This window comes from Sphingorhabdus lacus (assembly GCF_009768975.1).
Lineage (GTDB): Bacteria > Pseudomonadota > Alphaproteobacteria > Sphingomonadales > Sphingomonadaceae > Sphingorhabdus_B > Sphingorhabdus_B lacus.
In genome coordinates this window covers 3,314,581-3,326,803 of record NZ_CP035733.1, presented here as the reverse complement: position 1 = coordinate 3,326,803, position 12,223 = coordinate 3,314,581, and the positions used below count along the sequence as shown (strand labels likewise).

Here is a 12,223-nt window from a genome sequence, read left to right as displayed (position 1 = left end):
GGCGGTTCTCCGGCTCAAACGTCAGCTTGTCGGGAATTGCGAGTTAGAACCCAACCGTTAACTCTCCACGGCACCCCAACCATCGGAACACCCTGATCTGAACTACGAAAGCAGTCGTCGCCACCCGGAAGTCGTAACATGAACGAAGGGCAGGTTTTGCAATTCGCGAAAGGCATTACGAACGTCCGGAAAGTTAGCGACAGCCGACTTTGCGAGGCCGAGTATCAAGGACTTCGGATGACTAATACTTGGCTAAGGTAACAACCTATAAATCGCGGTCCTCAGAATGTGCCGAAAAGAAGTTTCAACAGAAGCAACGCCTCGAGGCTTTACTCGACGATCAAAAATGTTCCGATAACTTTCCACACCGCGCTCACTTGACCTTAGACGATCCGATCGCGCGGCAGCACCGAGTATGGCAGGATCGGCGAACATAATACCCAACCAGATATCAGGAAGCTGCACCCATGGTAACATATGGCACGAGCGAAAGAACACGGGTCAAAGTACGACCACCGTGGAAATCATCATATGACGATTGTGCCAATCCGGTCGTGTCTGTTCCGCATAATGTCGCGCCGCTAAATCTCCCAAATTTCGCACCGGGACATTGATCAAATCGCGTCCAATGCTGATTTCATTCGCCAGCAAAAAACGGAGAAATCTCTCTAAAAAATTGAAATTAAAATAATATTCCCGAAAATAAATTGCAAATGTCAATTGTTATATATTCGCAAAATTGCAAATCTTAATTGCCTTTTGCAAAACTCAATTGTCCCACTACAACTAGCGTCCCAGCCCTCTCTATCACTCCACCGTCACGGACTTTGCCAAATTCCTTGGCTGGTCGACATCGGTACCCTTGGCGCAGGCCACGTGGTAGGCGAGCAGTTGCACAGGCACCGCATATACCAGCGGCGCAATCAGTGGATGGACTGAGGGCATTTCGATTGTGGCAAGGCAGCCTTCGCCGGCTTCCTCAATCCCTTCGGCATCCGATATAAGCACGACCTTGCCGCCGCGGGCGCGCACTTCTTGCATGTTGCTGACGGTCTTTTCGAACAGGGGGCCCGACGGGGCGAGGACGATGACCGGCACAGCTTCGTCAATCAATGCGATGGGGCCATGTTTCATTTCGCCCGAGGCATAGCCTTCGGCGTGGATATAGCTGATTTCCTTGAGCTTCAGCGCGCCTTCCATGGCGAGCGGATAGTCGGGGCCACGGCCGAGATAGAGCACGTCGCGCGCCGGCGCGATCAGATGCGCCATCGCCGCAATATCCTCATCATGAGCGAGCGCGGCATTGAGCGCGGCGGGTGCCTCGATCAGGTGGCGGACGATTTCGCGTTCTTGTTCCGCCGACAACTTGCCTTTCACCAACGCCAGATGTGCGGCCAGCGCGGCGAGAACGGCGAGCTGGCACGTAAAGGCCTTGGTCGACGCAACACCGATTTCGGGGCCAGCATGGGTGGGCAATAACAGATCGGCTTCGCGGGCCATGCTGGAGGTCGGAACGTTGACGACGACGGCAATGGTCTGCCCCTGTTCCTTGCAATGGCGCAGCGCCGCGAGCGTGTCGGCTGTCTCGCCCGATTGGGAGATGAACAGGGCGAGGCCGCCTTCTTCCAGGACGGGATCGCGATAGCGGAATTCCGATGCGACATCGATGTCGACAGGAACGCGGGCAAAGGTTTCGAACCAATATTTGGCGACCATCCCTGCATAATAGCTGGTGCCGCAGGCGACGATGGTGATGCGCTTTACGCCGGCGAGATCGAAATCCATCTGCGGCAGGGCGACCGTCTGTTCGAGTGGACGGATATAGCTGGAAAGAGTCTGGGCGACCACGGTGGGCTGCTCGAAAATCTCTTTCTGCATATAATGGCGGTAATTGCCCTTTTCGATCGCCGCTGCCGATACGCCCGATGTCGTGATTTCGCGGGTGACCGGATTATTGTCCTTATCGTAAATCTGTGCGCCTTCGCGGGTTACGATGACCCAGTCGCCTTCATCCAGATATGCGATTTTTTGTGTGAGCGGGGCAAGCGCCAGTGCGTCGGAGCCGAGATAGGTTTCGCCGTCGCCATAGCCAACGACCAGCGGGCTGCCGAGGCGCGCGCCGATGAGGAAATCGGGGAATTGCCGGAAAGCGATGGCGAGCGCGAAAGCACCGCGTAGACGCGGAAGGACAGCCTTGACCGCATCGGCAGGTGCAAGGCCCGCTTCGACTTGTTCGGACACGAGATGCGCGACAACCTCGGTATCGGTTTCGCTTTCAAAAGTCCGGCCACGGGCGGTCAGTTCGTCGCGGAGCTGCTTGAAATTTTCGATGATGCCATTGTGCACCAGTGCCACTTCCTGCGTGGCGTGCGGGTGGGCGTTGCTGGTGGTTGGCGCGCCATGGGTGGCCCAGCGGGTGTGGGCGATGCCGATGTTGCCCGGCGCATCATCGGATTTCAGCACCTGCACCAGATTGGCCAATTTGCCCTCGGCGCGACGGCGGACTAGTTGTCCCCCATGCACGGTGCAGACACCGGCGGAGTCATATCCGCGATATTCCATCCGCTTCAGCCCGTCGACCAACCGGTCCGAGACTGCTTCTTTACCTACAATGCCAATAATGCCGCACATTAAAATTAAACCTTGTCTGGAGTGATGTATGGGACGCGGATGCCTGGCATCTCTGCCGGAAAATCCTTTATGTTTCGTGTCACGAGTATCGCGCCATGCTCCTGCGCAGACGCAAAGATCACTGCATCAGGCAATTTGAGCGAGCGTTTGTTGAAACGAAGGTCAGCGGCGCGTCGGGCGATTTCCGGCGATAACTCCCGGATCGCAAAATTTTGCAAATAGCTTTCGGTTTCTGCGCGAGCGGGAACAGGAACGCCCGCAAGAATTTCGATCCATGTCATGCGGCTGATCCATTGCCGCTTGGCACGGCGAAGCTCGGCAAGAGCTTGGGGTCTCCTCGCCAATGCATCAATAATAATATTGGTGTCGAAATAGATGTCACTCACCTAGTGACGTCTTTCTCATCGGTCAGCGGTCCATGTTTCGCGGGATCATAATCCGGATCCCATTCGCGCACCCACTCGTCGCGCATTCGGTTCTGATAAGCCATCCCATCCTCGTTAAAACCATATTTGGCCCACAAGCCAAAGCCAGCCTCCAGCCAGTCGGTATTGCCGGACGATGGAGCCTCCGCCCGATAGGCCGAAACAGCCTCACGAAGCACCGAGGCACGCGACTTGCCCTGCTCGGCCGCTATTTGGTCGAGCCACTTGATATCTTCATCGGGCAGATCAGCAAGGATGCGAGTCATGATATACTGATATCATATCATGATATCATGTCAAGACAGACGATTTGTCATTGTTGCAAGGCAAAGGCAGGCTATGTTCCGCTTTCATGGGGGATCCACTATGCGCTTGTTGTTAATAATTTCTTTGGTTGCGATGTCTGTCGCTGGTAATGTTGCGAGGGCCACAGCCGCAGCCGACATGGATGAGTGGCAAACCCAGGTTGAAAAAGCACATGATGCGCTTTTGGACACGAAACCCGAGGAAGCGGTTCGGATTGTAGACCCCATTATAGCCGCCTTTGATGCGCAAAACACGGACAACACGAAAGACTATTTTTGCGCGGAAGGCCCCGTGCAGACATTACTCCTAGCGGGGCAAGGGGCGGCAAATAAGAGAAACACCATCATCATGCACGGGGCTTTGTGCAACGCCTTATTCATCAAGGGCTTTGCCCTGATTGATCTGAACCGATCTGCAGAAGCCGGCGCCTATCTTGAACGCGCTGCCGCAATGGCCCCTTTGGAGGCTCACTACGCCAACGAATATGCCGAATGGCACAAGTCGCGGCGCAACTGGCAAAAGTCTTTCGACCTATTTGAGAAAGCCCGAGACGCGGCCGCTTATGCTCCAGAAAAATATCGTCCGGAATTTGAAGCCAGGTCGCTGCGTGGAATGGGCTTCACTAAAATTGAACTAGGCGATCTCGATTTGGCAGAGAAATATTTCCGGGATTCCCTGAAGCTTGTACCAAAGCATCAAGGGGCCTTACAGGAATTGGATTACATCAAAACCTTGCGTAAGAAATGATGCATTGCTGACAGGTCCACAAGGCAGGGGCGCGAAACAGGGGACGATTTGCTCGATCATTAGACGGTCAGCCAAAGTCACTTCCTAACGCAGAAACCAGCGCTTGTTACGGAAGTATATGCGCCCCCGTCGGTCCAACATTCCGAAATCATCACTGTTTTCAAAGTTATCGAAGCAATAATAAGTGCGGCAAGCAACAGCAGCCAAAAGAATGGAAACCGCTTCATAATCGACGCCTAATGCAGCGACCCTCACCCCGGCAGTGTATAATCCAGCACGTAGGAGTGCGCGCCCTTTTCGATGATGATGTCCAGAGTCCCGCTGATCCCGGCGAGGCCATCGGTTCCGGAGTCGGGCACGATTTCGATGCGCAAATGCTGCTTCCCGCGGTTCATGGTGCCGAAATGCTGCAGGGCAAAGCTGCCTTTTTTGCCGCCTAAGGTGCCCGTGACGCGCTCCATCGCGACATAGCCTGCCGATCCTTCGGTCGGTGTCCGGACGGCGATCATCTGGCCGATGCTGCTCGCTTCCAGATCGCCGTGGAACGTCTTGTCGAGCGTCATGCGGCCGACATCCGCGGTGTCGTCAGCTTGCGGCACCATTTTGACATCGAATGTGCCCTTGGCCTGATGTTGCACCATATGCTGTTCCTTTTGATCCGTGGGAGATGCCCCGGCGGCGGGGGCCGAGAGCAATGCTAGGGCCAGAAATGTCCCGCGCAAAGGGCTCACTTCTTTTCGGCCTTCTTTTTCCGCATCGTATCGTGGAACCGGTCGGCCCAGCCGGGTTTCACCAGCTGTTCGGCCCGTACCATGCGCAGGTCGCCATCGGCGACGTCACGGCTGACCGCACTGCCGGCGGCAACAATCGCGTCGCGGCCGATTTTCACAGGCGCAATCAGGGCGCTGTTGCTGCCAATGAACGCGCCCTCGCCGATCACGGTCTGATATTTGAAATAGCCGTCATAATTGCAGGTAATCGTCCCTGCCCCGATATTCGCACCCGCGCCGATGGTGGCGTCGCCCAGATAGGTGAGATGATTGGCTTTCGCGCCTTTGCCCAGATGCGCCTTTTTCGTCTCGACGAAATTCCCGATCTTGGCCTTTTCTTCGAGCACCGTGCCGGGGCGCAACCGCGCAAAGGGGCCGACTTCGCAACCCGAACCGATGGTCGCGCCCTCAATATGGCAGTTGGCGCGGATTTTTACATTGTCGGCGACCGTCACGCCGGGGCCAAAAAAGACGTTTGGCTCAATCAGCACATCGCGGCCCAGCTTGGTGTCCCAGGAAAACCAGACCGTGTCGGGCGCAATCAGGCTCGCGCCGTCCACCATGGCCTGCACACGGCGCCGTGCCTGCCACTCGCCCTCCATCGCGGCGAGTTCACCGCGGCTATTGATGCCGGTTACGTCATAGGGGTCGGTCTTGACGACATAGCAATGGCGTCCGTCCTGCGTCGCGATGTTGACGATGTCGACCAGATAATACTCGCCCGCCGCATTCTCGTTGGTGACCCGCGCCAAAAGAGGGAAGAGATCCTTTGCCTTCACCGCCATCAGGCCGCTGTTGCACAGCTTTGTCGCCCGCTGCGCTTCGGTCGCGTCCTTGTGCTCGACCATCCATTCAATCCGGTCATTCTGCGTGACGATGCGGCCATAGGCTTGCGTATCTTCCGGTTCAAAGCCCAGAACGACGACGGCGGGATCGTCGTCGGCGTTCAGCCGGTCAATCATCATCTGCATTGTGGATGTGGGGACAAAAGGCACGTCGCCGTAGAGAATCAGGACGTCGCCCTCAAAACCCGCCAATGCCGCTTCGGCCTGCTGGACCGCATGACCGGTACCATGTTGCGGTTCCTGCACGGCCAGTTCTGCCGATCCTGCCAGCGCAGCTTCCAACTGTTCCTTGCCGCTGCCGACGACTACGACCTTCTTGGCCGGATTCAACGCGTCGACCGCGTCCATCAGGTGCATCAGCATAGGGCGGCCCGCGATGGGGTGTAGCACCTTGTGCAGGTCGGATTTCATGCGGGTGCCTTTGCCCGCGGCGAGAATGATGGCGGCGATCTGTGTCATGCGCCGCCTCATGCCAGCAAATTGTTGCGGTTTCCAGAACAACGCTCCATTTACCTCAACATATTCAATCCCGTTCGTATCGAGCGAAGTCGAGATACCAATAAGTTAGGCGCGCTCTCGCGGTGTCTCGACTACGCTCGACAGGAACGGATTAAGGAGATTAGGTTTGAGTATTCCTTTCGACATTATCGGATTCGATCTCGACGGTACGCTCGTCGACACCAGCGGCGACCTGACTGCGGCGGTCAACCATGTGCTGGACAGCGTGGGGCGACCGCTGCTCTCCACCGAAACGGTGAAGCAGCATATTGGCGGCGGTGCAAAGCTGATGCTGCAACAGGGGCTGGAGGCAACGGGCGGCATACCGGGCGACGATTTCCGTCCGCTCTATCGCCAGATGCTTAGCTATTATGAAGCCAATGTCTCGGTCCACAGCCGCCCGTTCGACGGCGCGCTCGACCTGTTGGACCAACTCGATGCCATGGGCGTGCGTTATGCGGTAGTCACCAACAAGTTTGAAAGCCTTGCGGTCAAGCTGCTCACCGACCTGAACCTTGCCCACCGTATGGTCTGCATTTTGGGTGCGGACACTTTGGGTAAGGAAAATGCCAAACCTTCAGGCGCGCCCATATTCGAAATGGTGAAACGCGGCCAAGCCTTGGGCGCTGGCGGGCGGGCGGCCTATATCGGGGATTCCATTTATGACGTCATGGCGGCGAAGAACGCCAATGTGCCCAGCATCGCCGTCAGCTTCGGCTTTTTACATGGTCCGGTTGAGGAAATGGGCGCCGATGCAATTATCGACCATTTTGACGAGCTTCTCCCTGCCCTGCGCAATCTAGGCTGACTTCCGCCATTTCGTCCACAAATGCCGCGCCAGCATCAACGGCGGCATGCGCAGCCAGTGCGACCGGATGTAAAAGAGCAGCCTTGTGAGTTTATGCGTGCCCCGCCCCCAATGGTCGCGTGCGGTCAGACGGCGGATATAATATGTGTCCGGCCAATGCCCGCGCCGCCATCCGCTTGGGATGTCTGTCCCATATAGTTGATGGGCCAGGCGCACGGCACGTTCCACCGGGGCAAGCAGCTGGTGATGTGCCGCACGACTTGCAAGTGCGGGCCAAAATGCATCATCGGCCCGCTCGTCGATCAGGCAATGAATATCCCACAGGTTCCGCAATCCACCGTCCAGCTCGCCATCGGCAAACAGATGCGCGGCGCTGTGAATCAACATGTCGGTCGGGCTCAGGACATAAAGGCCATTTGCCAGCGCATCCCCATCGGCCAGCATCACCTCCGCATCGGGCCGGGGTCGCGCCGTCAGGGGCAGGATCGTGTGGTGCACATCGATCATGCGGTCCCGCTCCTTGTGGATCAGCGGGGGCAGCTCATGCATATGGTCGCGATAATAGGCGTCATCATAGGCGTCTTCTTTCACCCATTCCCACCCGGCGTTTAGCAACGCAGCCTCGACCTGCGGCAATTCGGCCTGTGCGACCATGATATCGAGATCCCCGATATGCCGCCCCTCGCCTGCCTTGAGACCAGCCGCCACATAGGCCGTTCCCTTCATCAGCACGACCTTGCCGGCATAGTCCGCCAGTGCCCGCCGCGCGCAGTCGGCCTCCCACAAGGCAGAGCGGCGTTGGTATTCGGCGTTGATCCGGGCCTCTTCCAATATGTGCGCCACCGCGTCCGGCACAGGCAAACCCGATAGCTTGCGCGCCAAGGTGCCGAGCAGTTGTTCGACCCGTGCTATGGTCAGCAGCGCAGTCCATCCAGCCGCGTCCAAACGCGCTGTCCCCGCAGGATTGCGCAGCGCATCGACCAGAAGCATGCCGTTATGGGTCATGCGCATTCCGCCCATAGCTGGTTCACCAACGCTTCGGCCTCGATCCCGTCGCGATAATCAATCGCGCGGGCGGGAACCGTTTGGACAAAGCGGGTCAGCGTAGAAAAGCCCTTTTCACCGAGCGCGACATAATTGGTCGAGGCTTGCGTCAAGCGCATGAACACCTCGCTCGGCCCGACCTCACGCACAGCGGCGTCAAATCCGAAGCTGGGGAATAGCAAGAGCGCAGGCCGGGCCGGACGCGCCATATGGTCGATCGCATCGGAAGGCGGAACCAGATGCCGGATGTCCCCCTTGGGCGTGGACGGCATCAAGGGGCCAAAACGACCATCGAGCGCGGTGGCCAGCATCGCGCCAATGGCTTCGTTTTTCAGGCTGATGAGCCGGGGGAATGGCACCGCATCGCCGCTGTCCAGATCGACCAGTACAAATTCATCACCCATGAAGCGCCAGCCCCTATGGCCCAGCATGGCAGCCAAAGTCGATTTGCCCGACCCCGATTGGCCCGTCATGATAAGGGCCTTTCCATCCTTTTCGACGGCGCTGGCATGCAGTAACACGTGCCGCCGCCAGCCGAGCGCCATTTGCAGGTTCATCGCCATTTCGGCCGCCAGCAAGCCTTGCTCCAAAGGCAAAGGCGCCGCATCCGGCAACATATAGTCCCCGTTGATCGCCACCGATGGGCGGATAAAACGGCGCAACAGGCTGACCGATTCCAGCCGCACCGAATAGTCGGGTATTTGCGGCACCGGATAATCGCGGTACAATTCCGCCAGTTGATCCAACGGTCGCTTCCACTGCGAACCGATGCGAAAGGCGGCTGGCCCTACCTGAACCCGGAATTCATGCATAGCAGCGCTCGACCAGCCCGAGATCGGCCAGCTCGTTCAATCGTGCGGCTATGATGTCCGCCGCTTGCGCGCTGTCAAAATCAAATTGCGCCGCCAACCGCTGCGCAACCTCGTCGGCGGTCAACGCGTCCGCACCCATGGCGGCGAGTATTTCGGGGGCGGGTTCGGCCACGATATGGGTGATCCCCGACCGGCGCTGATACACCAATGTCAGCGAATCCAGCGGCGTAACCAAAATCTGGTCCGCCGGTTCCGCTTTATATTTTGTACTTTGCGACGCTGTCATGGACGCATGGGGTAAAGCCCCAGCGTTAAAATTCAATGTTTAGCGCGACATCTGCAGGCTGGCGTAGCAGGTGAAGCCGCTCTGGCCGCTTTGCAGGCGGCGGATATAATTTACATAGGCCTGGCTCTGGTCATAGCTTGTGCCGGGCAGACTGCGTCCACGCAGGGCCGCTTTCACCTGTTCACCGGTGAATTTCTGTCCGGTCGCAGGGAATGAACCCGGGGTATCGCGCGGAACCAACTTGCCATAACTGTCGATATTCATGCCCGTACCATGCGGTCCGGGCACCGGAATTTCGCAGTTCATGACGGATGCAGCGGATTGCGCCAAAGCAGGCCGCACCGATACAATGGCCGACGCAGTGGCCGCACCGAGCATCAGCGCACGACGACGGCTCGTCGGGCTATTCAGCGGATTGGGGCTTTTTGTGTCATCGTCCATTTTTTTGGCCTAGCATATTATGTCCGCATTTCCAGCCGCCACGCTTGCGCGACAGGACAGCGTCTATATGTGGGACATTATCGACAGCAAAAGCTAATAGATGGTTTAGCGTAGGGCGGGAACAGGAACAAATAGGTGGATGGGGAAAGTGTGAATAGCTGGTTGTCACCCCGAGTCCTTTTTGCCGTTGCGCTGGCCGTCATAGGGGCAGTGATCGCCGGACAGTTGCATGGCGAAGTCGAACGCATTCTTGTGACACTTATATCCATGCTGATCGCGCTCTTCGTTGCCGCCGATCCCCATGACCCCGGTAATGAGCCTTCCGCGCACATGCCGGCTCAGTCCTTTATCGATCCCGGCGCAATCACCAGCCATCCCCAATTGCAGTCCTTCATCGATGCATCCAACGACGCGATCCTGATTGTCGACAATTCCCGGGTCACCGCAGCGAACCAGTTTGCGCGCCAGTTATTGGGTATCAATATTGTCGGCCAAAATGTGCGCATCGCATTCCGCCATGCCGGTGCGATCGAGCGCCTGACCGACCCCGACGCCCAGCATACCGGGCATCCGATTCGCCTGACCGGCATCGGCCAGCAAAGCCAGATGTGGGATATGCGGATCCAGTCGATCGGACCAGGCCAGAAAATGGTGCACCTCGCCGACCGCAGCGGAGCGCAGGCTGCCGAGAAGATGCGCGTCGATTTTGTCGCCAATGCAAGCCATGAATTGCTGACCCCGCTGGCCGCCGTCAAAGGCTTTATTGAAACACTGGATGATCCCGATGCCGGCGACGACCCCGAAACACGGGGGCGCTTCCTGGGCATAATGGCGAAAGAAACCGACCGGATGCAGGCGCTCGTCCGCGACCTCATGTCGCTGTCGCGCATCGAGGCGGAAAAATATGATCCGCCGCAAACGCCCGTCGACTTTGCGCATATTGTGATGGAAACCGTCGATCATGTCCGCGCCAGCCAGAAAGAGCGGGGCGGCGACATTGTCCTCGACATCACCATGGAAGCTTCGCAAGTGATGGGCGATGCGGGACAATTGCGGCAGCTCGCGAGCAATATCATCACCAACGCTATGAAATATGGCCGCCCGGGCACGCCCATCGCGGTTTCGCTGGCGCAGTCGCGTTCGGGTGCGATGCTGGCTTTCAGCGTCGTCGACCAGGGCGACGGAATCGCACCGGAACATTTGCCGCGGCTGACTGAACGATTCTACCGCGTTGATTCGGGTCGCAGCCGCTCGGTCGGGGGAACCGGCCTCGGATTAAGTCTGGTAAAACATATTGTGGACCGCCACCGCGGGCATCTGGAAATCCGCAGTACCGTAGGAACAGGGACCAGCGTGTCGGTATTGTTACCCGTTGCCCCCGACACTGTCATATAAGTGTCACGCAAGAGTCATTTATCGGCCATCTAGGGCAGCTATCTGCGCGACCGGGCATGGGTTCGCCATGATAATTCCAATTGAGGGAAACAGGTAAATGATGAAGAAAATCTCGCTTATCGCCATTAGCGCGCTTGCGCTTACGGCATGTAATGACCAGGCCAGCACCGGCGGTGCAGCGGGCGGATCACGTCAGGAAATCCGCATTGTCGGCTCCTCGACCGTTTTCCCCTTCGCCAAGGCTGCTGCTGAAGCTTTTGCCAAGGCCGACAGCTCGCGCAAGTCGCCGGTTCTCGAATCGACCGGCACCGGCGGTGGTATGGAGCAGTTCTGCAAGGGCGTCGGCGCGGAAACACCCGACATCACCAATGCATCGCGCCGCATCAAAAAGAGCGAGTTTGAAAATTGCCAGAAGAATGGCGTGAAGGACATCATCGAAATCCAGGTGGGTATCGACGGCCTCGCGCTTGCGCAATCGAACAAGGGTGAAAAATTCGCTCTGTCGACCGCCGATGTATACAAGGCATTGGCTGCGAACCCCTTTGGCAAGCCGCAGACCGCAAAGCTGTGGTCGGACGTCAATCCTGCGCTTCCCAAGCTGCCTATTTCGGTTTTTGGTCCGCCAACAACTTCGGGTACCCGCGATTCTTTCCATGAGCTGATCATGGAAGCCGGCTGCAAAACCGACGCCGCCACGAAGGCGCTGAAGGACACGGACGAAGACAAGTATAAAGCAGTCTGCACCGAAATCCGCACCGATGGCGCGTTCAAGGAGCAGGGCGAGAACGACAATCTGATCGTTCAGAAGCTCGACGCCAACCCCAATATGGTCGGCATTTTCGGCTATAGCTATATGGAAGAAAACGCAGCCAAGGTGCACGGCATCACGATGGACGGCGTCAACCCAACCATCGCCACCATCTCGGACGGAAGCTATCCCGGCGCACGCAAGATGTTCATCTACGTGAAGAAGGCCCACATCGACAAGATTCCGGGCATCAAGGAATTTATTCTCGAGTTTCTGAAGGGTGGCGCTGTTGGCGGTTATCTGACGAAATTGGGCATGATTGCGTCGACCGATGCCGATTATAAAAAGGCTATGGAAGCTGCCAACGGCCTAAATGCCATGGACGGCGCAGATTTGAAATAAAACTGCAACATTCCTCGCGTCTATGGGCATGGATCGAATCTCTATTCGATCCATGCCCAGTGTCT

General features: G+C 57.4%; 13 protein-coding genes. 4 read left to right on the top strand and 9 right to left on the bottom strand.

Annotated features, from left to right (window positions below; translation table 11 throughout):
* Window positions 1-807: 807 nt before the first annotated feature.
* From glmS to EUU25_RS15945, 3 genes are read right to left on the bottom strand one after another with little or no spacing between them, the layout of a single operon-like run.
* Entirely contained in the window at window positions 808-2,631 is a 1,824-nt protein-coding gene (gene glmS, locus EUU25_RS15955; protein ID WP_158902731.1) for a glutamine--fructose-6-phosphate transaminase (isomerizing), read from the bottom strand.
* 5 nt (window positions 2,632-2,636) lie between these two features.
* Window positions 2,637-3,017, bottom strand: a complete 381-nt coding sequence (locus EUU25_RS15950; RefSeq protein ID WP_158902728.1) for a type II toxin-antitoxin system VapC family toxin — start codon at window positions 3,015-3,017, stop codon at window positions 2,637-2,639.
* Window positions 3,014-3,322, bottom strand: coding sequence for a ribbon-helix-helix domain-containing protein (locus EUU25_RS15945; RefSeq protein WP_158902725.1), 309 nt, complete (start codon window positions 3,320-3,322; stop codon window positions 3,014-3,016). Before EUU25_RS15945 ends, EUU25_RS15950 begins: the two co-directional genes overlap by 4 nt.
* Window positions 3,323-3,395: 73 nt before the next feature.
* On the opposite strand from EUU25_RS15945, the gene EUU25_RS15940 reads away from it, so the two are divergent.
* On the top strand, window positions 3,396-4,109 hold the full coding sequence (locus EUU25_RS15940) for a tetratricopeptide repeat protein (RefSeq protein WP_222848806.1): 714 nt from the start codon (window positions 3,396-3,398) through the stop codon (window positions 4,107-4,109).
* 251 nt (window positions 4,110-4,360) lie between these two features.
* On the opposite strand, the gene EUU25_RS15935 is transcribed toward EUU25_RS15940, so the two are convergent.
* Window positions 4,361-4,840, bottom strand: a complete 480-nt coding sequence (locus tag EUU25_RS15935) for a DUF3224 domain-containing protein (RefSeq protein ID WP_222848805.1) — start codon at window positions 4,838-4,840, stop codon at window positions 4,361-4,363.
* Window positions 4,837-6,183 (bottom strand): bifunctional UDP-N-acetylglucosamine diphosphorylase/glucosamine-1-phosphate N-acetyltransferase GlmU, encoded by a 1,347-nt coding sequence (gene glmU / locus EUU25_RS15930; RefSeq protein ID WP_246162789.1) that lies wholly within the window; start codon window positions 6,181-6,183, stop codon window positions 4,837-4,839. Before glmU ends, EUU25_RS15935 begins: the two co-directional genes overlap by 4 nt.
* A 166-nt stretch (window positions 6,184-6,349) precedes the next feature.
* On the opposite strand from glmU, the gene EUU25_RS15925 reads away from it, so the two are divergent.
* Entirely contained in the window at window positions 6,350-7,030 is a 681-nt protein-coding gene (locus tag EUU25_RS15925; RefSeq protein WP_158902716.1) for an HAD hydrolase-like protein, read from the top strand.
* Here the strand turns inward: EUU25_RS15925 and EUU25_RS15920 are convergent.
* From EUU25_RS15920 to EUU25_RS15905, 4 genes are read right to left on the bottom strand one after another with little or no spacing between them, the layout of a single operon-like run.
* On the bottom strand, window positions 7,022-8,035 hold the full coding sequence (locus EUU25_RS15920) for a nucleotidyltransferase domain-containing protein (RefSeq protein WP_158902713.1): 1,014 nt from the start codon (window positions 8,033-8,035) through the stop codon (window positions 7,022-7,024). The two genes, EUU25_RS15925 and EUU25_RS15920, sit on opposite strands and share 9 nt — an antisense overlap.
* Window positions 8,032-8,886, bottom strand: coding sequence for an HprK-related kinase A (locus tag EUU25_RS15915; RefSeq protein WP_158902710.1), 855 nt, complete (start codon window positions 8,884-8,886; stop codon window positions 8,032-8,034). Before EUU25_RS15915 ends, EUU25_RS15920 begins: the two co-directional genes overlap by 4 nt.
* Window positions 8,879-9,172 (bottom strand): HPr-rel-A system PqqD family peptide chaperone, encoded by a 294-nt coding sequence (locus tag EUU25_RS15910; protein WP_158902707.1) that lies wholly within the window; start codon window positions 9,170-9,172, stop codon window positions 8,879-8,881. The genes EUU25_RS15915 and EUU25_RS15910 overlap by 8 nt, the downstream gene beginning before the upstream one ends.
* A gap of 39 nt (window positions 9,173-9,211) precedes the next feature.
* Window positions 9,212-9,613: a hypothetical protein gene (locus EUU25_RS15905; protein WP_158902705.1), complete on the bottom strand. Its 402-nt coding sequence runs from the start codon at window positions 9,611-9,613 to the stop codon at window positions 9,212-9,214.
* A 135-nt stretch (window positions 9,614-9,748) separates the two neighbouring features.
* On the opposite strand from EUU25_RS15905, the gene EUU25_RS15900 reads away from it, so the two are divergent.
* Both EUU25_RS15900 and EUU25_RS15895 read left to right on the top strand, forming a co-directional pair.
* The gene (locus EUU25_RS15900) at window positions 9,749-11,008 is read left to right on the top strand and encodes an ATP-binding protein (RefSeq protein WP_246162788.1); all 1,260 of its coding nucleotides are present in this window, start codon (window positions 9,749-9,751) and stop codon (window positions 11,006-11,008) included.
* 97 nt (window positions 11,009-11,105) lie between these two features.
* The gene (locus EUU25_RS15895) at window positions 11,106-12,158 is read left to right on the top strand and encodes a substrate-binding domain-containing protein (RefSeq protein WP_343032371.1); all 1,053 of its coding nucleotides are present in this window, start codon (window positions 11,106-11,108) and stop codon (window positions 12,156-12,158) included.
* The last annotated feature ends 65 nt before the right edge of the window (window positions 12,159-12,223 follow it).